The 23961-nt window shown below is 33.1% G+C and carries 24 protein-coding genes; 19 read left to right on the top strand and 5 right to left on the bottom strand.

Translation table 11 applies throughout. The features are described 5' to 3' along the window. Window positions 1–74: 74 nt before the first annotated feature. On the top strand, window positions 75–983 hold the full coding sequence (locus tag N4A35_09565; protein ID MCT4581652.1) for a 1,4-dihydroxy-2-naphthoate polyprenyltransferase: 909 nt from the start codon (window positions 75–77) through the stop codon (window positions 981–983). On the opposite strand, the gene xerD is transcribed toward N4A35_09565, so the two are convergent. Together xerD and N4A35_09555 are read right to left on the bottom strand one after the other, a co-directional pair. Next, window positions 980–1882: a site-specific tyrosine recombinase XerD gene (gene xerD, locus N4A35_09560; GenBank protein ID MCT4581651.1), complete on the bottom strand. Its 903-nt coding sequence runs from the start codon at window positions 1880–1882 to the stop codon at window positions 980–982. The two genes, N4A35_09565 and xerD, sit on opposite strands and share 4 nt — an antisense overlap. A 6-nt stretch (window positions 1883–1888) precedes the next feature. Then, on the bottom strand, window positions 1889–2419 hold the full coding sequence (locus N4A35_09555) for a hypothetical protein (GenBank protein ID MCT4581650.1): 531 nt from the start codon (window positions 2417–2419) through the stop codon (window positions 1889–1891). Between the two features lie 101 nt (window positions 2420–2520). On the opposite strand from N4A35_09555, the gene mtaB reads away from it, so the two are divergent. The 4 genes from mtaB to N4A35_09535 all read left to right on the top strand — a co-directional run bounded on the left by mtaB (window position 2521) and on the right by N4A35_09535 (window position 5858). Further along, window positions 2521–3849 carry a tRNA (N(6)-L-threonylcarbamoyladenosine(37)-C(2))-methylthiotransferase MtaB gene (mtaB, locus tag N4A35_09550; GenBank protein ID MCT4581649.1) on the top strand — a complete coding sequence of 443 codons (1329 nt, stop codon included), beginning with the start codon at window positions 2521–2523 and terminating at the stop codon, window positions 3847–3849. A gap of 5 nt (window positions 3850–3854) precedes the next feature. Continuing rightward, window positions 3855–4319 (top strand): DinB family protein, encoded by a 465-nt coding sequence (locus tag N4A35_09545; GenBank protein MCT4581648.1) that lies wholly within the window; start codon window positions 3855–3857, stop codon window positions 4317–4319. A 100-nt stretch (window positions 4320–4419) separates the two neighbouring features. Then, entirely contained in the window at window positions 4420–5349 is a 930-nt protein-coding gene (locus tag N4A35_09540; GenBank protein MCT4581647.1) for a peptidoglycan DD-metalloendopeptidase family protein, read from the top strand. Beyond that, on the top strand, window positions 5349–5858 hold the full coding sequence (locus N4A35_09535) for a cupin domain-containing protein (protein ID MCT4581646.1): 510 nt from the start codon (window positions 5349–5351) through the stop codon (window positions 5856–5858). Before N4A35_09540 ends, N4A35_09535 begins: the two co-directional genes overlap by 1 nt. Here the strand turns inward: N4A35_09535 and N4A35_09530 are convergent, their stop codons facing one another. After that, complete coding sequence (locus tag N4A35_09530; protein MCT4581645.1) at window positions 5859–6638, bottom strand: SDR family oxidoreductase; 780 nt, start codon at window positions 6636–6638, stop codon at window positions 5859–5861. Between the two features lie 67 nt (window positions 6639–6705). On the opposite strand from N4A35_09530, the gene N4A35_09525 reads away from it, so the two are divergent. Further along, window positions 6706–7950, top strand: coding sequence for a hypothetical protein (locus tag N4A35_09525; GenBank protein ID MCT4581644.1), 1245 nt, complete (start codon window positions 6706–6708; stop codon window positions 7948–7950). 89 nt (window positions 7951–8039) lie between these two features. Here N4A35_09525 and N4A35_09520 read toward each other — a convergent pair whose 3' ends face one another. After that, window positions 8040–8747, bottom strand: coding sequence for a YebC/PmpR family DNA-binding transcriptional regulator (locus N4A35_09520; protein MCT4581643.1), 708 nt, complete (start codon window positions 8745–8747; stop codon window positions 8040–8042). 71 nt (window positions 8748–8818) lie between these two features. Next, window positions 8819–9859, bottom strand: a complete 1041-nt coding sequence (locus N4A35_09515) for a glycosyltransferase family 4 protein (GenBank protein MCT4581642.1) — start codon at window positions 9857–9859, stop codon at window positions 8819–8821. A 179-nt stretch (window positions 9860–10038) separates the two neighbouring features. On the opposite strand from N4A35_09515, the gene N4A35_09510 reads away from it, so the two are divergent. From N4A35_09510 to N4A35_09450, 13 genes are all read left to right on the top strand, one after another. Beyond that, complete coding sequence (locus N4A35_09510; protein MCT4581641.1) at window positions 10039–11121, top strand: SPOR domain-containing protein; 1083 nt, start codon at window positions 10039–10041, stop codon at window positions 11119–11121. Between the two features lie 31 nt (window positions 11122–11152). Further along, the gene (locus N4A35_09505; protein MCT4581640.1) at window positions 11153–12367 is read left to right on the top strand and encodes a DegT/DnrJ/EryC1/StrS aminotransferase family protein; all 1215 of its coding nucleotides are present in this window, start codon (window positions 11153–11155) and stop codon (window positions 12365–12367) included. 68 nt (window positions 12368–12435) lie between these two features. Then, on the top strand, window positions 12436–13329 hold the full coding sequence (locus N4A35_09500; GenBank protein ID MCT4581639.1) for a nucleoside phosphorylase: 894 nt from the start codon (window positions 12436–12438) through the stop codon (window positions 13327–13329). Window positions 13330–13336: 7 nt separating this feature from the next. Then, the gene (locus tag N4A35_09495; protein ID MCT4581638.1) at window positions 13337–14749 is read left to right on the top strand and encodes an MBOAT family protein; all 1413 of its coding nucleotides are present in this window, start codon (window positions 13337–13339) and stop codon (window positions 14747–14749) included. A 68-nt stretch (window positions 14750–14817) separates the two neighbouring features. After that, window positions 14818–15681: a hypothetical protein gene (locus N4A35_09490; GenBank protein MCT4581637.1), complete on the top strand. Its 864-nt coding sequence runs from the start codon at window positions 14818–14820 to the stop codon at window positions 15679–15681. Further along, complete coding sequence (gene dacB, locus N4A35_09485) at window positions 15678–17126, top strand: D-alanyl-D-alanine carboxypeptidase/D-alanyl-D-alanine-endopeptidase (GenBank protein MCT4581636.1); 1449 nt, start codon at window positions 15678–15680, stop codon at window positions 17124–17126. The genes N4A35_09490 and dacB overlap by 4 nt, the downstream gene beginning before the upstream one ends. Window positions 17127–17202: 76 nt before the next feature. Continuing rightward, a complete protein-coding gene (locus tag N4A35_09480) occupies window positions 17203–18633 on the top strand; it encodes a PKD domain-containing protein (GenBank protein ID MCT4581635.1) in 1431 nt (476 codons plus the stop codon). A 60-nt stretch (window positions 18634–18693) separates the two neighbouring features. After that, window positions 18694–19242 (top strand): sigma-70 family RNA polymerase sigma factor, encoded by a 549-nt coding sequence (locus tag N4A35_09475; GenBank protein ID MCT4581634.1) that lies wholly within the window; start codon window positions 18694–18696, stop codon window positions 19240–19242. Beyond that, window positions 19239–19967 (top strand): hypothetical protein, encoded by a 729-nt coding sequence (locus N4A35_09470; protein ID MCT4581633.1) that lies wholly within the window; start codon window positions 19239–19241, stop codon window positions 19965–19967. The genes N4A35_09475 and N4A35_09470 overlap by 4 nt, the downstream gene beginning before the upstream one ends. A 14-nt stretch (window positions 19968–19981) precedes the next feature. Then, entirely contained in the window at window positions 19982–20677 is a 696-nt protein-coding gene (locus N4A35_09465) for an outer membrane beta-barrel protein (protein ID MCT4581632.1), read from the top strand. Window positions 20678–20830: 153 nt separating this feature from the next. Further along, window positions 20831–21511, top strand: coding sequence for a metal-dependent hydrolase (locus tag N4A35_09460; GenBank protein MCT4581631.1), 681 nt, complete (start codon window positions 20831–20833; stop codon window positions 21509–21511). After that, window positions 21511–22290, top strand: coding sequence for an AAA family ATPase (locus tag N4A35_09455; GenBank protein MCT4581630.1), 780 nt, complete (start codon window positions 21511–21513; stop codon window positions 22288–22290). The genes N4A35_09460 and N4A35_09455 overlap by 1 nt, the downstream gene beginning before the upstream one ends. Before the next feature lie 27 nt (window positions 22291–22317). Next, a complete protein-coding gene (locus N4A35_09450) occupies window positions 22318–23229 on the top strand; it encodes a ParB/RepB/Spo0J family partition protein (GenBank protein ID MCT4581629.1) in 912 nt (303 codons plus the stop codon). Window positions 23230–23961 lie beyond the last annotated feature (732 nt).

The raw sequence follows: 23961 nt of genomic DNA, 5'->3' as shown, positions 1-23961 counted from the left end.
AAAAAGACCATTCAAATTTGAATGGTCTTTTTTTATTTATTTAACGCTCATCATATATCTTTGTAAAAAAATAGATGAGTAAATTACAACACTGGCTAAAAGCATTTAGATTAAGAACCCTCCCTTTATCACTTTCCTGTATATTTATAGGAAGTGGATTGGCTTTGTATAAAACCACCTTCTCCCCTACTATTTTTGTTTTAGCTGTGATTACGACGGTATTACTTCAAATACTATCTAACCTAGCGAATGATTATGGTGATGCAGTAAAAGGTACTGATAATGAAAATAGAATCGGACCTATGAGAGCGATACAAAGTGGAGCGATTACTCAATCCCAAATGAAAAAGGCCATCATTGTCAATGCTGTTCTTGCCTTTATCTCAGGACTACTACTTATATTCACTGCTTTCGACACGCAATCTTTTTTCTTGATTCTGTTGTTCATTCTTTTAGGAATTTCAGCCATTATTGCAGCTGTAAAATATACTATGGGGAAAAACCCTTATGGATATTCTGGACTGGGTGATTTATTTGTTTTCTTATTTTTTGGATTAGTTGGTGTCTTAGGAACATACTTTTTGTATACCAAAAGTTTTGATCTCCAATTGATGCTTCCAGCAAGTGCCATTGGGCTTTTAAGTGCTGCTGTTTTAAACATGAACAATATGAGAGATGTTGAAAATGATAAAGCTTCTAATAAAAATACGCTTGTAGTTAAAATAGGATTTCAAAATGCCAAATATTATCATACTGCTTTAATAACTTTAGCTTTTTTATTCTTAACAACAACCATCTTAAGCTATGACCTTCCTAAATTAACTTTTCTCACGCTAGCACCTTTTATTGTCTTGACTCAGAATGTCATTACGACTTGGAAAACCAATAATAATAAAGATTTAGACCCTGAACTTAAGAAAATAGCGCTTTCTACCTTTTTTATTAGTCTTCTTTTCTTTTTTATAGCCCTTTATATGAATTAAGACCACGGATGATAATCTAATATCATTTGTTTTAAGTAGCTTCGATCTAAATGGGTATAAATCTCCGTTGTCGTTATTGATTCATGTCCTAATAAATCCTGAACAGCTCTTAAATCAGCTCCTCCCTCAATTAAATGTGTAGCAAATGAATGACGAAATGTATGTGGCGAAATTGTCTTTTTTAAACCAACTTTTTGTCCTAACTGTTTAACAATGGTAAAAATCATTACTCTTGTTAACCCTTTCCCCCTCCTGTTTAGAAAAACAAAATCTTCATACCCTGGAACTATTTTCTGATGAATCCTTACTTGATTGAGATATATTTTTAAATGTTTTAATGATTTAGGACTAACCGGGACAATTCTTTGTTTATTACCTTTTCCAATAATTCGAATAAATTCGTCCTCCCAAAAAATCTCAGATATTTTTAAATTAATAATTTCACTAACTCTCAAACCACTTCCATACAACGTCTCTATAATAGCGACATTGCGTTCTCCCTCTGGTTTACTTCTATCTATAGCTTCTACTAATAAATCTATTTCGTCAACAGATAATGTATCCGGTAATTTTCGTCCAATTTTGGGGAGGTCTATAAGTAGACTAGGGTTTTTCTCGATTACTTTTTCTTGAATTAAATAAGCAAAAAAAGACTTTATACCTGATATTAATCGAGCTTGACTTCTAGCTCCTAGCCCAATATCATTTATCCATGCCAAAAACTCTTGTAAATGAGTTAATTCAATGTTTTTTAACTGAACTTGTACATCAGAAATTTCAGTAAAATACTGTTTTAATTTATCAACATCCCTTTTATAGCCCTCAATTGTATTAGAAGATAAACTCTTTTCTAATTTTAAATAAGCAATAAAACCATTAATATAACTCTCCCAGATCATTTTTAATTATCTCCTTATAATCTCTGCATCATCAATTGCTCCATACAAGAAACGAAGCAAATGGATGGACTGTTCGTGTCCTTTTTTCTTACCAAAGTACGATATTAAATAAACTCCTAGCACGAGTATAAGGGCTAGAGGAAAAAGCAACAACCACCAACTTGGATTTCCTAATTGAAGTTTTACTAATGCATACATCCCTCCAAAAAAGGTCATAAAACCAATGAGCGTATAGATAAAAACAAAAGTTAACCAAACGTTTTGTTGAGGACCTAATGTACAGGTCAAACAAGCCCCACCATCCTTATAATCACTTTTTTCTACTAAGACATGTAATTCAGGTGACCAATAGTGCAGCTCATTTTCAGGAGCAGAGAAATCAACTCTATTATGTCTTTGACGCCCTATAATACTATCATCATCTTCTATTTGAGCTAACAAATGTTCGATAACCTCCTCTTCTGTCAATCCAGAAAAGAGTTTAAATCGAGGTCTAACGTGAATAATATCAGCGGGATCATTTTTATTAAAAGCCATGGTTGGTCAGTTTTTCAGCAATACAATATACTCATTTTTTTCTAATTATTCATACTGTGTGTTTTTATGCTTACCTTTGCAGATTCAATGCATTATTAAACATGAATTACGGAACAGCAGCATATTATACTTTAGGGTGTAAGTTGAATTTCTCAGAGACAAGTACTATTGCTCGTAATCTCGATGAAGCAGGATTTGCAAAAGTCCCTTTTGAGGATGGAGCCAATATTTATGTAATTAATACCTGTTCTGTTACTGAACAAGCGGATAAGAAATGCAGAAACATTGTTCGAAAAGCTTTATCATACAACCCAGAGGCTTTTGTAGTAGTTATCGGATGTTATGCTCAATTAAAACCTTCAGAAATTGCCAATATACCTGGAGTAGACCTTGTTTTAGGCGCAAATGAAAAATTTAACGTTACTGAACACATCAAAGAGCTTAAAAAACATGAAGAGACTCAAATTTTCAACAATGAAATAAAAGAAACGAAGATTTTCTATCCTGGCTATAGCAGTGGGGACCGTACACGTTCATTCTTAAAAATACAAGATGGCTGCAACTACTTTTGTTCATTTTGTACAATTCCTTTGGCCAGAGGAAGAAGCAGGAACGCCTCTATAAAAGAAACCATAGAAAAAGCCAAGGAACTGGCTCAAACCAATGCCAAAGAAGTTGTACTAACAGGCGTTAATATTGGAGACTTTGGGTACAATACTGATGAAAACTTTTTAGGTTTAATTAAAGAGTTAGATAAAATAGATGGAATAGAACAGTATAGAATTTCAAGTATAGAGCCCAACCTGTTAAGCAATGAAATCATTGAATTTGTGGCTCAATCCAATAAATTTGTTCCTCATTTTCATATTCCTTTACAGAGTGGTTCCGATATATTGTTGGAATCTATGCGTAGAAGATATGACACTGCTTTATATAGCAGTAGAATTGCCAAAATAAAGGACTTAATGCCCAATGCTTCTATAGGTGTAGATGTTATTGTAGGCTATCCTGGTGAAACTGACGAAGAATTTATGAAAACCTATAATTTCATCAACGAATTGCCAGTGAGTTACCTACATGTTTTTACCTATTCAGAACGAGCCAACACTACAGCTTTAAGAATAAAAGAAAGCGTGCCAGTAAATGTTCGAAGAGACCGTAATAAAATGTTAAGGATATTGAGTGATAAAAAGAAACGAGCTTTTTATGAAAGTAATATTAATCAACAGGAGACTGTCGTTTTTGAAGAAGCAGAAGACAATGGTATGATGCATGGTTTTACTAAAAACTATGTCAAAATCAAAACGCCATATAATTCGCTTATGGTTAATCAAATTGGGCATGTTAAGATGATTGACCTCAACCCTGATGGGACAATGAAAGTAGAATTAGTTGAACAAAAACTAGAAACACAAACTTGGATTAATTAACTAAAATGCAATATCAATTTAGACTTCTTAATGCTACCCGTACGAATATTTTATCGCTCATAAAAGGACTGACCTTAGAACAGTTCAACTTTATTCCTAATAACTTTAATAACAGTATTGGGTGGCAACTTGGACATCTAGTTGTGACACAACAACTATTAAACTATAAATTATCAGGACTTCCGATGAATGTGGAAGATACGTTTATAGAAAATTTTAGAAAAGGAAGTTCAGGTAAATATATTCTAACCCAAGAACAACTTGACTCCTTAATCTCTTTGTTTACAATACTTCCTAAACAATTAGAAACAGATTATGACGCAGATATTTTCACACAAAACTTTGAATACCAGACCAGCTATAATGTAACATTAACCACTATTGAAGACGCTATCTCTTTCAATAATATTCATGAGGCAATGCACCTAGGCACCATTGCTGCTATGAAAAAATGTATTCCTGTACTTTAGTGAATCCTGCTTTTCACCTGATTATTTACTATCATTTAATCGCTCAAAAAACGATTAATTTAAAAATCCGTATTTTTGCAGTCTTTAATTATTTAGATTTATGTTAAAAGTTAAACTTTTTTTTACTTTTTGTATTCTTTCAGTACTTGGTACCGCTCAAATCACTTACCCAACAGACACATTGATTTCGAACCAAGATACCATTGTAATTTTTGCGAATAAAACTTGGGAATATCTGAATAAAGCCAATAGCAAAATGCTATTTAACGCTAGTATTTATTCGCATGCAAAAGATGTATATCATTGGACTGATAAATGGGATACAACTACTCCTTATCATTATGGTAATGATTTATCTGCAATGGTAGACACCACCCTTATCCCTTTACTGGACTCTAACCACTCTAAATTTGTCATTCCTCACAACGGAATAGTTACTTCTACCTATAAACAAAGAGGAAAACGTTTTCACTATGGAACAGATGTAGATGTAATTACTGGAGACACATTAAGATCATGTTTTGATGGCGTTGTTCGCTATGCTGATTACTCATCAGGTGGGTATGGCAACCTTGTAGTAATTAGACATTACAACGGTTTAGAAACCTATTATGCACACCTGGATAAACTCATGGTAAAACCCAACCAAGAATTAAATGCTGGTGATGTTATTGGACTTGGGGGAACTACAGGGCGTTCGACAGGAAGTCACTTGCATTTTGAAATGCGATTTTTTGGGAATGCATTAAACCCAGAAAAAGTAATCGATTTTAAGAATAAAAAATTAATCTCTGAATCATTGGTGATGCATAAAGGGCTGTTCCACTATAAAAGAAATTACCAATATAGACCTCCAGCACAACAAATGGCATCAAACAATGGTGATCCTAAATACCATCGTATAAAAAGTGGAGACTCCTTATATGCTTTAGCATTAAGAAATAAGACTACAGTTAAAAGAATTTGTGCCTTGAATGGAATCTCACCCAATAAAATCTTAAGAATTGGAGAAAAACTTAGAGTAAGATAATGATTCAACAGAAAATAGACCAATTGGTAACAACACTCGATTTGCTACCTCACCCTGAAGGAGGCTTTTATAAAGAGGTTTACAGAAGCAATAACATCATCTCTAAAGAGAGTTTATCTTCAAACTTTAAGGGAGACAGAAGCTATTGTACCAGCATCTACTTTCTTTTAACTTCTGAAAACTTTTCGGCATTTCATCGTATTCAACAAGATGAAATATGGAATTTTTATGAGGGAAGTCCCCTACTTGTACATGTTATAGATAAAGATGGTAAATATACCTGCCATGAAATTGGTATGGATCCTGAAAAAAATCTTTTCCCACAATTAGTGGTCCCAGCTGGGGCATGGTTTGCTTCAAGTGTTAAACATGAAAATGACTATGCTTTTGTAGGCTGTACAGTTGCTCCAGGATTTGATTTTGAAGACTTTGAATTAGCCAACAGACAAGCACTCATCCAAGAACATCCTGAACACCAAGACATTATTACTCAACTAACAAGGGTATAATTAAGTTGCACTTTGTTTTTTGATAATTTTATGAAACAACTTAGGAAATAACCTTTTGATTGTTACTGCTTTTAATTCTCCTGCTCCAGCAAATATTTCAAGCTGATCTTTTTTTATTCCTTTTATGATTTGTTGAGCACACTTTTCAGCCGAAATACCCTTTGCCTGATTATTATCTAGAGCCCCATGAGCTTTACCATCTTTAGAAAGCGCATTCTGAGAGATGTTTGTTTGAATTAAGCCAGGAAAAACTAACGAAACCTTTACACCATTTTTTTCTTCTTCTAGACGTAACGATTCATAAAAACCTACTAAAGCATGTTTAGATGCTGCATAAGCCGAACGTAGAAAAAAGCCAAATTTCCCAGATAGACTACTAACAACAACAAAGCGTCCACTCTTTTGTTTTTGAAAAACGGGCAATACAGCTTTTGACAATGCTATATTTCCAAAATAATTAACCTCCATGATTTTACGATCTAATGCTAAGGGTGTTTCACTCACCAAAGAACGTTGGCTAATCCCTCCATTATTAATCAGCATATCTATTCTTCCATAATATTCTTCAACAGCTTTAACTTTTGATTCAAACGTTTCTGCTTGCATTAAATCAAGCGGTAAACAATATACTTTTCCCTCACACCTTTGCTTTACACGTTCTAACTCATTGACTCTTCTTGCTGACAAAACAAGTTGAGCACCTTCTCTGCTTAATTGAACTGCTAACTCCTCACCTATTCCAGATGTTGCACCCGTTATCCAAATTATTTTATTTTTCATCCCCCCCTATTACTAATAAATGACCGTATAATTAATTGAAACCAAAATTAACGAAAAAAATAAGTATATGAACAGTTTAATTAAAATTACAGGAATAGCATTATTAGGTAGTGCTATGACCTTTACTTCATGTAAAAAGAAAGGATGTACTGATCCTAATGCCACCAACTATAGTATTGAAGCTAAAAAAGATGATGGTTCGTGTGAATACGCTAACGTAGTTACACCAACAACTCCTACAACGCCAAGTGCAATAAAAGCCATCTTTTTAAATAATAGAAATAACGATAAAGAGTCTTTTACTGTTAATTCTGAGGTCCGTTCTCAGCTGGTAGCAAGTAAAGGAACTAAAATAACTATTCCTAAAAATGCATTTGTAAATGCGAGTGGTACTCCTGTAACTGGCAATGTAGTTATTGACGTTTTAGAAGTACATGATCAATCTTCAATGATATGGTATGGATTACCAACCATGAGTAACGGACGTATTTTAGAGTCAGGAGGAGAATTAATGGTTAAAGCTTACGCGAATGGTCAAGAATTAGGGTTAGCTAATGGTGTTGAATTAGATATTGAAATGCCTTCTGATAACTACCATCCTAACATGACGCTTTATTATGGAGTTGAAACTAAAAATGGAATTGGCGATGTTAACTGGTTATTAGGAGATTCTCTTGGGTATGATGACACAATATCTTATGATAGTATTATTTATTGTGATACAGTATATTACACTTCTCAAGAATTTGATACGTTATATGCTCCATTTCCACCAAACTGGCAAAATAACTACCCTAACCTAGATCCTAACATGCTATGGTACGATGTTGATTCTACCAACAATAATGGAGTCTTTGATACAATCTCGGTGACATTTGCAACAGGAAACACTTCTACATCTTTCTACTTAGACTGTAACAACCAAACGCAAACACCAGACGAAGGATATGATTTTGACTTTGGTAGTTTAGGATGGATTAACTGTGATTTCTTATACTTACCAACTGGTAACACTTATGGTTTAGATGTTATTACTCCTACTGATTTTACTGGAGCTAACACTGAAATTTACTTACATTTCTCATCAATTAACTCTGTAGCAGAAATGGAATACAGTGGTAGCAACTTATTTGAAACACATTATAGTGGAATACCAGTTGGAATGCAATTAACTATTGTTGCAATATCTGAATTGAATGGTACTTATTATTCATCGTTCACTCCAATAACAATGAGTGCTAACCATTCTGAAACAATAACAATGAATGCAACCACCATAGCCGATATTCAAAATGCAATTAACAATTTATAAATTATAATCATTTATAAACGTTAAGTTAATAATCAAAAAAAGGGGAATGAATTATCATTCCCCTTTTATTTTACCTCATTTTCGTTTTATTAAGCCATTGAGTGATAAACATTCTGAACATCTTCGTCTTCTTCAAATTTTTCAATCAACTTTTCGATTTCTTCAGTTTGTTCTTCGTTTAACTCTACCGTGTTCATTGGTATTCTTTCATAGCCAGATTCAACAACTTCAATTCCCATGGCATCTAAACCTTTTTGAATATTACCAAATTCAGTAAAGTCTCCATAAATCATGATGTGCTCATCTTCAACAAAGATCTCTTCAATACCATAATCTATCATTTCTAACTCCAATTCCTCTACATCATGTTCTCCTTTATCTATTTTAAAATGACATTTTCGTTCAAATAAAAACTCAACAGATCCACTGGTTCCTAAATTTCCTCCATTCCTATTAAAGTACATTCTTATGTTAGCAACAGTTCTCGTATTATTATCTGTTGCACATTCTACAAAAATTGCAATTCCGTAAGGTCCATACCCTTCAAAAGTCACTTCTTTGTAATCGGAAGTATCTTTATCTGTTGCTTTCTTTATTGCTCTTTCAATATTCTCTTTAGGAACACTGGCAGCTTTAGCATTCTGAAGTGCCATTCTTAAACGAAGGTTATTGTCTGGACTAGCTCCGCCTTCTTTGACTGCCATTGTGATTTCCTTACCTATCTTAGTAAATGTTTTGGCCATTTGAGCCCAACGCTTCATTTTACGACCTTTTCTAAATTCAAATGCTCTTCCCATATTTTATTCGTTTAATACCTCAAAAGTATATAATATTGTACTTTTCTACAAGTGAAACTTTAAGAGGTGTTCTACAATAGTTTTTTATAGATTTTAATGTATTCCTTTGCCGCAATATTCCAATCAAAACGTTTAGCGCTCTCCATTAAAGTTCTTCTCTTTATTAAGTCATGATTATTAATTGTCATTTTTACAATTTCAGCCATCTTGTTGGCATCAAATGATTCAAAATAACTAGCTACTTCTCCTCCTATTTCGGGTAGTGAAGTTAAAGGCGCTAATACTAAAGGCTTTCCAAAATTCATCGCTTCAACGACAGGTAAACCAAACCCCTCATTTTTTGAGGGAAAAACAAATGCTGCACAATTTTTATACAACCATATTTTTTCTGACTCATCAATTTCTCCACATAAAAAAATGCGTTCTCCCAGACCAAATTCATGAATTAATTTCGAGATTTTATCGGCATAAGCTGTTGTTTTCTTTCCACAGATATATAACTTCAGCTCTGGAAGGTGTTGCATCATCTCAACCAAAACATGAAAATTTTTCTTTTCTCCTACAATTCCTATGGTAAATAAAAATGGGGAATCATCTTTTATCCAAGCTGGTCGAACAGCCGTTTGTTCAAGAGCGATAGCTACACCATTATAAATGACTTCGGTAATACAATTCTTAGGAATTTTTAAATATTTCTCAGCTACTTCCTTGGTATAATTAGAGATATATGCCACAGCATCTGATTGTTGAACATGTTTTTGAAGTCGCTGCAGCATCTTCTCCCTCTTTCTTCCTTGGTATTGATCTAAAAAGTTTAAATCGTGGATGGTTAGCACCCTTTTTATGTTTTTATCTTTAGGAAAATAAACGGCTTCTTGATGGAAAGAATGCCATATAGTAGTCTTTACTGCAACTTTTGTTAGCTTATGAATAGATTTCCACTCAATTTTTTCTACTTGCTGATATTCAGGGTACAACGCTTTTGGCAAATAAACTCCTATAAAACCATGTTCTGTCTGAGCTAGTAAACTCCTACTGAGATGCATACAGAATTGTCCCAAGCCACTATTGGGCCTCTTCAGTTTTTCTAAATCTAAAAATATTTTAGCCATACTTTCACTAAAAATAACTAAGCTAAACGACAAAATTAATTCCTTTCCTTTTTTTTATCCCCAATAGAATATGAATAAACCATAAGATTTTATATTTTTGTAAGTATCATTTTTTTTAGAAAAGGTGTAACCTTATTTTTATTCATGCGTATTGCTACTCCGCCATATTAAAAATTGATTTGAAAGCAATTGAAGAACATATATTTGAATTACTACACAAACATGATTGTGTAACACTTCCAAATTTTGGAGGTTTTGTTGGGCAATATACTGGAGCTCAATTTGAAGAAAGTAGCAATACTTTTCTCCCTCCTTCTAAACAAATCAGGTTTAACAAGCACTTAACAAATGATGATGGGCTATTAACCCATGACGTCGCCAATCATAGAGCGATCAATTATGCTAATGCGAGTGAGTCTATTAAAAACTACATTGAAACGCTAAAAAAGAAATTAGCTACAGCTCAACGAGTTGAAATTCCTAAATTGGGGGTTTTGTACATTGACCATGATCAAAGTATCAAGTTTGTAGCTGATGGGCATAATTTTTCAACTCATCATTTTGGTTTACCGGCAATCAAGCCAACAACGATTCAGAAAGAAACAATTAAGGTTGTTGAGTTAACCCCTGAGACGACAGAAAATAAGGAAGCTGAAGCGACTCCTATTGTTCCGATTTCTAAAGCACCACGTAAAGGGAATTATTGGTGGGCTGCTACCATTTTACTTCCTATTTTATTCTATAGTGCTTGGATTCCAATGAAAACTGATTTATTAAAAGACCATAATCAATTTCATTATTCTGATTTAAATCCTTTTACTTTTCAAAAGAACAAAAAATATAAAGTTCAAGAGATACAAGCAGTTGAGTCAAACACTACGGAAACAAAAAACTTTTATACCCCAACTATACAAAAAGTTAATCTTGATGATTCAACCTATTTATGGGTAGATAATAGACCTGAAGTTCCAGCTGCTAAAAGAGAAACGACTTATGTGGAACCTCCCAAAGTAGAAGAAACAAAAAATGTAAAATTGGTTGTTAGTTACCACCTTATTGGCGGTTGTTTTGGAAAAGAAGAAAATGCAAGAAACCTCGTTAACCAGATGAAAGAGCTGGGGTATCAAGCACAAATATTAGATCAGAACAAAGGATTATTTAGAGTTTCCATAGGTCAATTTAGTAAAAGAAAAACGGCCAAAAAGCAAAAGGAAGTGTTAAAATCCAACTTTGATATCAGCTCTTGGATTTTAAAGAAATAAGCTTTTGATCAATTCGCCTTATTATCAAATTATGATTCCATTTTCACCACCAAGAATAGACGATAAAACAATAGCAAGCGTTACTGAAGCTTTAAAGAGCGGATGGATAACAACAGGACCCAAAACCAAAAAGTTTGAAGAAGAAATAGCTCAATATGTTGGAGGAGATGCTGTGGTTGCTTTAAATTCGGCTACTGCTGGCTTACAACTTATCTTACACTGGTTAGGAATAAAAGAAGGAGATGAAGTAATTGTTCCTGCATACACTTATTGTGCTACAGCAAATGTCGTTAAACATACCGGAGCTACTCCAGTTATGGTTGATGTTAACACTTCTGATTTCAATATTAACGTTGAAGCTGTAAAGAAAGCCATTACTCCTAGAACCAAAGCTATTATTCCGGTTGATATTGGTGGTTTACCAGTTGATTATGATGCACTTTTTGCAGTTGTAAAAAGTAAAGAAATCAACCAATTATTTACACCATCTTCTCCTACTCAACAACAGATGGGAAGAATTACAATCGTTTCTGATTCAGCGCACTCTATAGGAGCAAGTTATAAAAATAAAAAAGCTGGAATGTTAGCTGACCTTTCCTCTTTTTCTTTTCATGCCGTTAAAAACCTAACAACTGCCGAGGGTGGAGCTGTTGTTTTTAATGTTGCTGATAAATTTAACCATAGTGACTTACAAAAAAAGTTTAAAACCAGTTCATTACATGGTCAAACTAAGGATGCTTTCAGTAAAATGCAAGTTGGAGCTTGGCGCTATGATATTGTAGAAGCAGGGTTTAAATGTAACATGACCGATTTACAGGCTGCTATTGGTCTTGTTGAATTAGGACGATATGAAGAGACGTTAGCCAAAAGGAAATACATTTTTGATTATTATTCCAACCGTTTTAAGCACTATCAATGGGCTAATATTCCTGTTTATGAGACTGATGATAAAATAAGTTCATACCATTTATATTTATTAAGAATAATTGATTGTAGTGAAACACAAAGAAATGAAATCATTCAAAAAATAAGTGAGAAAGAAGTGGCTGTAAATGTACATTACCTTCCTTTACCTATGCTTTCTTTTTATAAAAACCTTAATTATAAAATAGAAAATTACCCAAATGCTTACAATAACTATAAAGGAGAAATCTCTCTTCCTGTTTGGTATAATTTAACCGACGAACAATTGGATATTGTAGCAACAACAGTAATCAATGCTGTGGAAGAAGTTCTTGCGATCTAATTGATATTCATTTTGAAGAACATGATCAAATAAATTTTTATTCTATTCAAAAAACGTATCTTTCCATCATGATAAATTCATCTATTCAACATCAGACCCCTTTACTTCCATCAGAGTTAATTTTAAATCCCGATGGTAGTATTTACCACTTAAATTTAAGACCTGAGGATATCGCAGATGATATTATTGTGGTTGGAGATCAACATAGAGTTAAGAGAATTTCAAGCTTTTTTGACAAAATTGATGTTATCAAAGAAAAAAGAGAGTTTGTTACTCACACTGGATGGTACAAAGGTAAAAGGATTACAGCTTTATCAACAGGAATTGGATGCGATAATATTGATATTGTAATTAATGAACTAGATGCAATTGTTAACATTGATTTGGAAACAAGAATCATAAAAGAAAACCCACGTAAACTAAATATAATCCGTTTAGGAACGAGTGGTGCATTACAAGCAGATATCCCTGTAGATTCATTTGTAATCTCTTCATACGGACTTGGATTTGACGGATTAGCTCAATTCTATGCTACTAACTTTGAAAAAGATGAAATTGCTTTACAACAAGCTTTTATTGAACAAGTACAATGGAAAGATGAATTAAATCAACCCTACTTTGCTAAAGCTAATAGCGAACTTGTTGAACGCATAGAAGAAGGGATGATTAAAGGAATAACAGCCACAGCCAATGGTTTTTATGGACCTCAAGGGAGAAGCTTACGTTTAACTCCTAACGTTCCTGACTTAAATGAGCGTTTAAACCAATTTAGTTTTGAAGGGCATCGAATTACAAATTTCGAGATGGAAACGTCGGCTTTATATGCTCTTGGCGGAATGTTAGGTCACAACACAGCAACTGTATGTGCTATTATTGCTAATAGGTTTACGAAAACATTTAGTGAAGACTATAAACAAACTGTAGACCGATTAATTCAGGTTTTATTGGATCGATTAAGTTAAAGGCCCAATGGTATTCAACTCAATAGAATTTCTATTATTTGCTATACTCTTTTTTTTGTTATGGCCTGTATTTAGAAAAAAGGATCATAGTAGGTGGTTTTTTATTACAGCTGCTAGTTTTTTATTTTATGGCTGGTGGGATTGGAGGTTTTTATTTTTGATCATAGGTAGTGGATTAATTGATTTTGTTTTAGGATACTTTATTACTCAAAAGCCTCAATCAAAAAAAACTTTTCTCTTTTTATCTGTTTTTGGAAATTTATTATCCCTTTCTGTTTTTAAATACTCACACTTTTTTGCTCAGGTAATAGAGGATTTTATATCTATTTTTAATTTTGACATTGATCTAATTGCTAAAATCCCTGACTTTGCGTTAATTACTCCGGTTGGAATTAGCTTCTATACTTTTCAATCCTTAAGCTATACTGTAGACATTTATAGAGGCCGACTAAAACCGACCAAAAACCTACTCCATTTTTTCAGTTACTTATCAATGTTCCCTCAACTTGTAGCCGGACCAATTGTTAGAGCAAAAGATTTCCTTTATCAACTAAAATCATATCGAATTCCTACTGAAATTGAAAAGTGGAATGCCATGAAACTCATCTGCTTTGGTTTATTTCAAAAAATGGTCATTGCAGATAACTTATCCTTTTTTATTGACTCAGCTTATGAGGGAAAAAGCAGCTATGATAATGCCATTTATTGGTGGACAGTAAGTATAGCCTTTGCTTTTCAAATTTATTCAGACTTTAGTGGTTATAGTTTAATAGCTAGAGGTTTAGCCAAATTAATGGGGTATCATTTTAAAGCCAACTTTAATCATCCTTATCTGGCTAAAAGCCTTAAAGAATTTTGGTCGAAATGGCATATTTCATTATCAACATGGTTTCGTGACTATGTCTATATTCCTATGGGTGGATCTCGTAATGGAATGAAAAATGCGTTGATAGCACTTACTACAACAATGTTATTATCTGGGATATGGCATGGAGCAAACTATACCTTTATTGTATGGGCCCTGATTCATATTCTTTTTTTAACACTAGAGCGCCTAACCAAATGGAATAAAAAATGGATTACTAACCCTACAATTTTACTATTTCTTACCTTTATACAAGTTACCATAGCCTGGGTATATTTTAGGTCTGATAATATTTCTCAAGCGAATAGTATTATTATGAAACTCTTTCGTTTTGACTCATTTGATCTTAGATTTTTTAATGCCTATTTTGATAACCTTATTTTTTTATTTCTAGCTATAATTATTGAGTTTTTCATCAAACTAAAACAATCTAATTACACCATAAAAAAACTATACTATCAAAATAATCTCGATGTTATTTCAGTAACTTTAGCTATTTTAGCCATACTCTTATTTAGAGGTGCTGGCCAACAATTTATATATTTCCAATTTTGATTAATTTTCTAAAAAATAAAATTTTTATTGCTTTAAGCTTAAGTTTATTGATGTATGTAGGTCTAAAAATGATCCTACCTCAACCTTTTAATAATAAAGAATTAATCAAAGCTTTTTGGATTAATAAAACACACGCTAGTGTTTCCCACAATATTGTTGTAGCAGGAGACTCTAGAATCTACCGAGGTGTTTCTATTGCTAAAATTACGGAAAACACTAATCAAGACCTAACAGGAGTTAACTTAGGCTATTCAAGTGGCGGTTTTAGTCAAGAGTACATTCAGTTTATTACATCAAGACTAAAGTCTGAAGCAGATGCTCCAAAATTTTTAATACTTGGTATAACCCCTGTATCCCTTACAGAAGAATTTGCTAAAAATAAAAGTTACAACAGTTATAAAAACATTTCTGCCTTAGAACGCTACAAATATCTCTATTTTGACCAACTTTTCTCTTATACTGCTACCTATAGTCCATTAGAATTGGTGAGTTCTAAAGAAAAATTAAAAGATGTTCAAAACTATCAAGAAACCTACAAAAAATCTGGATGGGTTAAATCATACAAACTAAAAGCTGATTCTACTCATGCCATTCCGAGTTATACTAAAACATTTACTAAATATACTGTTAGCAACGCAATTACGGATAATCTTTTTCAAGAATTAGATTCATTACAACAAACTGGAATCAATATCATCGCTTTCAGACCACCTACTTCTCAAGGAATCCACCAGCTTGAAGACTCTTTGAGTGGCTATGATGAAAAACACATTAAAACATTGTGTCAAAAGTATAACATTCATTGGTTGGAACTTAACCGCTCTGATTATATTAGCTATGATGGTAGTCATTTACATTACCTATCCGCTGAAAAACTATCTGAACAAATAGCAGTTGAAATTAACCAAATTTTAAATATAAAGGCCATATGAAGCAGCTATTCTACTTAATTATAATATTAACCACCAATTTAACTGCTCAAAATTCCATTGAAAGATCCATCAGTCAATTAGTGAACGATCCTGCATTAAAGCATGCTTCTATCAGCTTTTTAGTAAAAGATATTGATAAAGATACGGTAATTGCATCACACAACCCTAGCAACAGTTTGGTTCCGGCTTCTACGATGAAAATAGTTACAACCGCTACTGCACTTCAACTTTTAGGTTCATATAATCGTTTTAAAACTTATTTACAATACGATGGTTTTATCGATTCAAATTGTACGCTACATGGTAACATTTATATAAAAGGTGGCGGAGATCCAACTTTAGGAAGTCGATTTGTGAAAAACAACTATTTAATTGAAGAGTGGAGTCACGCAATTGCTAACCTTGGTATTACCAAGATTGATGGAAAGGTTATAGGAGACGCATCCTATTTTAGTTATGAATATGTGCCTTCTACCTGGAGTTGGGGTGATATGGGAAACTATTATGGAACTGGAATATCAGGCTTAAGTATTTTTGACAATACAACACATTTTTATTTTAATTCAGGTGAAAATAAGGGAGATTCTACAACCATTGATTGTGTAGAACCTTATACGCCAGATTTAGAAATAAAAAATACTGTTAGATCATGGACGACCAAAAAAGATGAAGCCTACATTTATGGAGCTCCTTATGATGGGCTACGCATTGTTAAAGGAAATATCCCTTTAAATAAAGAAAACTTTGATGTAAGAGGATCTATGCATGAACCAGCATATACAGCTGCTTTCGAACTTGAATCGAGTTTGTGGAGAAATGGAATTCCAGTGCTTCAACCTGCAACAACAACAAGAAGAATGGCGTTTAATAATGAATTAATTAATAAAGAACGGACCTATTTTGACACCCTAAAATCTCCTAGCGTTTCAAAAATTGTTTATTGGACCAACCTAATTAGTAATAATTTATTTGCCGAGCATCTTTTGAAACACATTGGTGTAAAAAAATATAAGAATGGTAGTGTCTATTCTTCTACATTGGCTGTAACTAACTATTGGAAAAGAAAAGGAATTTTAACTACAGGGTTTTACATGAATGACGGAAGTGGTTTGTCTCGCTATAACGCCGTTTCTGCTGAACATTTAGTGGGGATTCTGACTTACATGAAAAAGAAAAGTAAATTTAGCAAAAGCTTTTATAGCTCTCTACCAATAGCTGGGAAAACAGGCACTTTAAAATCAATTGGAAGAAAAACAAAAATACAAGGCAACTTAAGGGCCAAAAGTGGTACAATGACCCGTGTTAAAAGTTATGCAGGCTATGTAAAAAGTGCTTCAGGGAAAAATTTATGCTTCGCTATTATTGTTAACAACCACACTTGTAATGGCTTTCAAATCAAGAAAAAAATGGAAAAAATAATGGTTTCTTTAGGAAATTATTATTAACCCTCCCCCCCTATTCAATATTTTGTTACGTATAGGTTAATAAGACGAGTTATTATAACAACTAAAACTTATTATTATGAAAATCTTTACACTAACCGCAACACTCTTTTTGAGTTTAATTACATTTACCTTATGGGGTCAGTGTAATGCCAGCTTTAATGCAAATTTAGATAGTAACGGAATTGTTACTGTTGTTAACACATCAAATATGGGGGCGACTTTTGACTTTGGGGCAAATACACTTCCTATATATGTTCCAACTGGAAATAGTGCTAGTTTTACCTATACTGCTAATGGTTTATATCATATTTGTGCTACTGTTGTAGATTCCAATCAAACTCCAGCTTGTTTTGATACCTATTGTGACTCTATTCAAGTAACAACTTTAGGAAACCCTTGTAATATATCAAGTAACTTTAATTACAGCATTTCACCAATTACACAACCACTTAGCTATGACTTTTCTCCTGTGAACTCTACGGGGATCGTTGCTTACTCTTGGTCTTTTGGTGACGGTTCTGTTGGATCTACTTCTAGTTCTCCTGTACATACTTATGCACAACCTGGAACATATACGGTATGCTTAATTGCTACTGCTGCGAATGGATGTTTAGACACTACCTGTTTAAGTGTTCCTGTAAGCAATAACCCATGTAATGTAAGTGCTGCTTTTAATGCAACAATGTCAAACAATGATTCCTTATCTTATACTTTTAATCTGATAGATTCAATTTCTGGATGTAATATTTCTTGGGATTTTGGAGATGGCGCTACTGGACAAGGTGACTTGGTTACTCATACTTTCTCTCAAGCTGGTACATATACTGTATGTGCAACAATATGGAACTGTACCAATAACTGCTCAGACACTGTATGCCAAGCTATAATTGTAAATGGAAACGGTAATACACCATGTAATCTTAATGCTTATTTCCAATGGTATCAATTGTATGACTCATTAAATGGAAGTTGGTTAAATACAGTATATGTAGTTAATTATTCTTCTGTAAACTCAAACATTAACTATTTATGGGATTTTGGAGATGGTGCTACTTCAACAGCAACATACCCATCTCATACGTACAACAACGTAGGAACTTATACTGTTTGTGTTACCATCACTGAAACACAAGGTGGAATGACTTGTACCGAAACTCATTGCGACACTATTGTAGTTCAGACAAAAGCAAGTGGTTTTACGCTTAATGTCATTGCTCAAGATGCAGTTGGAATTGAAGAAGAGCACAGTAGCATTGAATTAGGAAGTATTTACCCTAATCCAACAGCTGACAATGCTTCAATTACGATAAAAGCTTCAGAAAATTCTAATCTTTCAATTAGTATAGTGGACCTATCTGGTAAGATTATTTCTCAAGAAATGGTTAACATTAGTGCAGGAGAGCATACGATTCAACTCAATACAACGAACTTAACTCAAGGAATGTACTTTGTCTCTATTTCAAATGAAGATAATGCAAAAACAAATCTTAGGTTAATAAAAAAATAAAGATTAAGCTTTGAAAATTCATTAAAAGAGGCAACTTTTGTTGCCTCTTTCATAAAGCCTTTGAAGAACGAAAAGCTCATAAAATCCGTAATAAAAAAAAAACGAAAAGCTCAATTAGAGTTTTATCGTTTGTATTTTGGGTACTTAATGAGTGTAGCTTTTAAATATTATAAAAACGAAGAAGATGCTGCTGCATCTGTCAATACGGCTTTCTTAAAAATTTTTGATAACTTAGATAAATATAATTTTTCAACGCCTATTGAAGCTTGGATGAGAAGAATTACCATCAATCACATTATTGATGAGTTTAGAAAAAATAAAAAACATAAGGAAACCTTTACAGAAGAGCAAGAAGGCAGCTACAGGCAAGAAACCATTGAAATTAATGAAATAGAACAAGAAATAGAACAAGAAGTTGTCGAACAAATACTTCAACAACTTCCTAATGCAACCAAACATGTCTTCTGCTTATATGCTATTGACGGATATAGTCATAAAGAAATTACAACACTACTAAACATTTCTTATGAGACCTCAAAATGGCATGTTAAAGCAGCTAGAAAAAAACTAAAAGAATTATTAAGTAAACACCATAGTTTAATTGGGTGAAAGAACAAAACGACATAGATCAACTTTTTAAAAGTAAACTTAATCAAAAGTCTTTTGAACTTAAGGATAGCTATTTAGCTGACTTTGAGCAAAAACTTGACGCACATAATAAAAAAGGAAAAGGTGCTTTCTGGTTTATTTTTGGAGCTTTGGTAGCTTTTACATGTCTTTATGATTTTTCTATTTTACCACAATTTAATCACCAATCGCACTATATTGTTGAAGAACTCAAAGAAATCGACTTTCAAACAGTTGAACATGAAAGTACAACGCTTTCTATTATTACTGCATCTAAACATTTAGAAACTTCAACAACCTCTACTAATGAATTAAACACCGCAAAGGAAACTGTTGTCAAAAAGACTCCATCTCCTTATCAAACAACGGCTCTAAACAATGGCTCTAACAGCACTACCCAACGAACTAAAAAACACCTGCTCAACAAAAAGGCGGAAAAAGTAACATCCAAAAAATCTATAATGTCAGATGGGCTTTCTAATTCTGTAACTAAAAAAGAAAATGCCAATGGAATTTCAACCACTGCTTTAGACACCTTACCTATTTTGCATAAAAGTATCACCCCAGCTACTTCAACTCCAGATGTTTATTTAGATGACACTATTCGAAGACAAGTAGTTATTATAGACACCATTGTAAAAAGAGATACGGTTGTAATTAATGATACAATTAAGCACAGAATTAGACTCTTTAAAAAAAAAAGATAAACTTTAATGGAGGCATCCATTACTCTACTAAAAGCTTAAACAGTGCAAACACTAACTACCTGAATATAAGGAAACAACAAGAAAACCCTATATTTACACCTAATATTAACTTCTTATACAGTCATTATTTAGACCAAAATTTTAACCTTTCTTCTGGTTTATCATTCCATCAATTTGGTGAACAAACAGATTATAGCCTAATACATAAATTTGATGTTGATACCACGCTTACTTTTGTTTCAGATTCAGTGAGGATTTTATCATGGGATTCTATCAACCACGTTGTTTATGTTACCTACGACACTTACTCAATAGACACTACTTTAGTTGATAGTACTCTTCTTGAAGCTCAATTAAAAAACAGACATTCTTATATAACACTCCCTCTCTTAATAGGGTATGATTTTATATTAAAAAAATGGAATATTAATCTGCAAACAGGTATTGGAGTTAGTTTTTTAGTAAAAAGTAAAGCCAGTTATATCAATTATGAACTATCTAATTTCATAAACACACCGCCTAAAAAAGTACTTTTTAACTATTTCTTCTCTCCTAATATTGGTTATCAAATCGCTGATAGATTACAGCTCAACTTCAATCCTCAACTGGTCATTAACACCCAAAATAGCATCAACTATAAAGATAGTCGACAACGCTATACTAACTGGGGAATCAACTTTGGAATTTGTTATTCATTCCATGAACACTAAACCTTAAAACTTGGTTATTAACAAGATATAAACCAATAAACAGAATTCTGTTTATAAGTGTTCTAAATAGTTCCTCATATTTTTAACGAAAGCAATTAACTTTGTTGTTTAGTTTCAATTAAATTATTGTTATACCACATCAAATAAAAGCTCATGGAAATCACCTATTTTGGACATGCTTGTTTTCAGATTGACATAAATGGAACAAAAATTCTTTTTGACCCATTTATTTCTCCAAACGAACTTGCTAAAGATATCGTCATCGATTCAATTAATCCTGATTATATTTTGGTCTCCCATGGTCATGAAGACCATGTCGCTGATGTGGAAAAAATAGCCCAACAATCGGGTGCGACTGTAGTTTCCAACTTTGAAATAACAACATGGTTCAATCAAAAAGGGATTGAAAAAACACATCCCATGAATCATGGGGGGAGTTGGGAGTTCCCTTTTGGAAAAGTTAAATACGTTGCTGCTGTACACAGTAGTACACTTCCCGATGGTAGTAATGGAGGCAATGCAGGAGGTTTTGTAATAGAAACTAAAGCTGGTAATTTTTATTATGCTGGCGATACTGCCTTAACTATGGATATGAAATTAATTCCTTTATTTACGGAGTTAGATTTTGCCATTTTACCTATTGGAGACAATTTTACAATGGGCGTTGATGAAGCTGTGATGGCTGCTAATTTTATTTCATGTGATAAAATTATTGGAATGCACTATGACACTTTTGGGTATATAAAAATTGATCATGAAAAGGCCAAAGAAAAATTCCATCACAACGATAGTGAATTAATTTTATTAGAAATCGGACAAACAAAAGAGATATAATGGGAAAAGTAATTGCAATTGCCAATCAAAAAGGAGGAGTAGGAAAAACAACTACATCAATCAATTTAGCTGCCAGTCTTGGAGTACTTGATAAGAAAACCTTAATTATCGATGCTGATCCTCAAGCCAACTCTACATCAGGTGTTGGGTTTGACCCGCAAACAATTGAAAACAGTATCTATCACTCTCTTGTAAATGGTAGTGAGCCTAATATTTTAGAGACCAACAATCCCAATCTTTATATTTTACCAGCTCATATTGATTTAGTTGGGGCTGAAATAGAAATGATTAATTTAGATGATAGAGAATTCATCATGAAAAATATCATTGATCAATTTAAAGATCAATTCGATTATATTATCATTGACTGTTCCCCTTCTCTAGGATTAATTACATTAAATGCTTTGACAGCTTCTGATTCTGTAATTATTCCTATTCAATGCGAATACTTTGCTTTAGAAGGTCTAGGAAAACTACTCAATACCATTAAAATTGTACAACAACGTTTAAATACAGCTTTAGAGATTGAAGGTTTATTATTGACCATGTACGACTCTAGGTTAAACTTATCTAACCAAGTTGTAGAAGATGTTAATTTACACTTCCAGCAGTTAGTGTTTAAAACCATTATACATAGAAATATTAAATTAAGTGAAGCTCCTAGCTTTGGCGCAACAGTTATCATGCATGATGCCAGCAGTAAAGGAGCTATAAACTATTTAAATTTAGCGCAAGAAGTTATTGAAAAAAATGAAGTAACTACAGCAATAGAAGAATAATAGATTCCAATTCTATAGATAAAAATTATGGCAGCAAAAAAGTCAGCACTAGGGAAAGGGTTAAGCGCCTTATTAGACAATACAACACCACCTTCAGCGGGTGAAAAACCAACACAAAAACCTCCTGTTGCAAAAGAAGTAAAACCCATTGTAGGCGGAATTGCAAAAATACCTATATCACAGATTGAAGCTAACCCTTTTCAGCCTCGAACCAACTTCGATAAAGAGGCTATAGAAGAATTAGCAGCCTCTATTAAAGAACATGGAATTATTCAACCAATTACTGTTAGAAAATTAGGAGCCAATAAGTATCAAATAATTTCTGGAGAAAGGAGATTTAGAGCTTCTCAAATAGCAGGATTAGAACAAGTTCCTGTTTATGTTCGTATTGCTAATGACCAAACTCTTTTAGAGATGGCTATTATCGAGAACATTCAACGAGAGGATTTAAACGCCCTAGAAATAGCTATCAGCTACCAACGACTGATTGACGAATGTGAGATTACTCAGGAAAAAGTTGGTGAACGTGTTGGAAAAAGTAGAGCTTCTGTTACCAATTATTTACGTTTGCTCAACTTACCTACAGAAATTCAAATTGGAGTTAGGGATAAGCAAATCAGTATGGGACATGCCCGTGCTTTATTAAGTTTTGAAGCTGATGAAGAAAAAATAAAAGTCTATCGTCAAATAATCGACCATAAACTTTCGGTTAGAGCCGTTGAAGAAATAGCTAAAAATAAAAAAGATGCCATTTCTTATGCTCAAAAACCTAAGAAAAACAAATTGACATTAAGAGAGAAAAGACTACAAGAAGATTTAAGTTTTCACTTTAACAGTAAGATTAAAATTGCCAAAAAAGAAGATGGTAAAGGGGTCATTTCTATTCCTTTTACAAATGAGGAACATCTTGAAAAAATATTAGCACTATTAGACAAGTAAAACGATATATCGTCATTGCAGTATGCTTTCTATTCATAATTTCTGCTTATAGTCAAGAAAAAAAAGAGGATCGTCTAGAAACAACTCTAGAAATAGAGCATATTGATTCACTGCATTCTCCAAAAAAAGCAACAATTTTATCAAGCATACTGCCTGGTAGTGGGCAGCTGTATAACAATAAATATCGTCAACAAGGCAAACGATCTAAATTATGGTGGAAACTTCCAATTATATATGGAGGATTAGGAGCTAGTATCTACTCAACGATTCAATATCACAGCTTTTTTAAAGAGATTTTAGATGAACGAAAAGCAAGATTAGACCCTAATTATACCTTTCAAGTACTTCCTAACTATACCAGCACTCAACTTTATTCTATACAAGAAAGTTATAGAAAAAATAGAGATTACTCCATTATTGGCGGACTAGCAATCTATGTCTTAAATATTATTGATGCTAATGTAGAAGGACACCTTATTCACTTTGACGCAAGTGACAAACTCTCTTTAAATATTCTTCCCAATTATTCTATCGCCAATAATACAACTCAATTTGGAGCAAAGATCACACTAAGGTTAAAATAAGTCGGCCTTTTCTATGCCTGACTATAAAAGTCCCTCTATTGAGTAACTTATCAACCGTTTTCATTAGAATTGTAAATAAAAAAGCTTCTTTTCTCCGTTTCTTTTCAATTTAGTTTCAATATCTTTGCCTATTAGCTCGTAAGTAAAT

The sequence above is a fragment of the Flavobacteriales bacterium genome (assembly GCA_025210295.1).
Lineage (GTDB): Bacteria > Bacteroidota > Bacteroidia > Flavobacteriales_D > Parvicellaceae > S010-51.
Note: the sequence above shows the minus strand (reverse complement) of the source record. Positions and strands in the feature narration are given on the sequence as shown.

Excerpts from the sequence above, each read along its gene's own strand:
- N4A35_09530 (MCT4581645.1), bottom strand. The coding sequence starts at position 6,638 with ATGAAAAATAAAATAATTTGGATAACGGGTGCAACATCTGGAATAGGT.
- N4A35_09460 (MCT4581631.1), top strand. The coding sequence starts at position 20,831 with ATGGAAATCACCTATTTTGGACATGCTTGTTTTCAGATTGACATAAAT.
- N4A35_09525 (MCT4581644.1), top strand. The coding sequence starts at position 6,706 with ATGAACAGTTTAATTAAAATTACAGGAATAGCATTATTAGGTAGTGCT.
- N4A35_09495 (MCT4581638.1), top strand. The coding sequence starts at position 13,337 with ATGGTATTCAACTCAATAGAATTTCTATTATTTGCTATACTCTTTTTT.
- N4A35_09505 (MCT4581640.1), top strand. The coding sequence starts at position 11,153 with ATGATTCCATTTTCACCACCAAGAATAGACGATAAAACAATAGCAAGC.
- dacB (MCT4581636.1), top strand. The coding sequence starts at position 15,678 with ATGAAGCAGCTATTCTACTTAATTATAATATTAACCACCAATTTAACT.
- N4A35_09515 (MCT4581642.1), bottom strand. The coding sequence starts at position 9,859 with ATGGCTAAAATATTTTTAGATTTAGAAAAACTGAAGAGGCCCAATAGT.
- mtaB (MCT4581649.1), top strand. The coding sequence starts at position 2,521 with ATGAATTACGGAACAGCAGCATATTATACTTTAGGGTGTAAGTTGAAT.
- xerD (MCT4581651.1), bottom strand. The coding sequence starts at position 1,882 with ATGATCTGGGAGAGTTATATTAATGGTTTTATTGCTTATTTAAAATTA.
- N4A35_09535 (MCT4581646.1), top strand. The coding sequence starts at position 5,349 with ATGATTCAACAGAAAATAGACCAATTGGTAACAACACTCGATTTGCTA.
- N4A35_09450 (MCT4581629.1), top strand. The coding sequence starts at position 22,318 with ATGGCAGCAAAAAAGTCAGCACTAGGGAAAGGGTTAAGCGCCTTATTA.
- N4A35_09555 (MCT4581650.1), bottom strand. The coding sequence starts at position 2,419 with ATGGCTTTTAATAAAAATGATCCCGCTGATATTATTCACGTTAGACCT.
- N4A35_09480 (MCT4581635.1), top strand. The coding sequence starts at position 17,203 with ATGAAAATCTTTACACTAACCGCAACACTCTTTTTGAGTTTAATTACA.
- N4A35_09520 (MCT4581643.1), bottom strand. The coding sequence starts at position 8,747 with ATGGGAAGAGCATTTGAATTTAGAAAAGGTCGTAAAATGAAGCGTTGG.
- N4A35_09490 (MCT4581637.1), top strand. The coding sequence starts at position 14,818 with ATGATCCTACCTCAACCTTTTAATAATAAAGAATTAATCAAAGCTTTT.
- N4A35_09455 (MCT4581630.1), top strand. The coding sequence starts at position 21,511 with ATGGGAAAAGTAATTGCAATTGCCAATCAAAAAGGAGGAGTAGGAAAA.
- N4A35_09565 (MCT4581652.1), top strand. The coding sequence starts at position 75 with ATGAGTAAATTACAACACTGGCTAAAAGCATTTAGATTAAGAACCCTC.
- N4A35_09545 (MCT4581648.1), top strand. The coding sequence starts at position 3,855 with ATGCAATATCAATTTAGACTTCTTAATGCTACCCGTACGAATATTTTA.
- N4A35_09500 (MCT4581639.1), top strand. The coding sequence starts at position 12,436 with ATGATAAATTCATCTATTCAACATCAGACCCCTTTACTTCCATCAGAG.
- N4A35_09540 (MCT4581647.1), top strand. The coding sequence starts at position 4,420 with ATGTTAAAAGTTAAACTTTTTTTTACTTTTTGTATTCTTTCAGTACTT.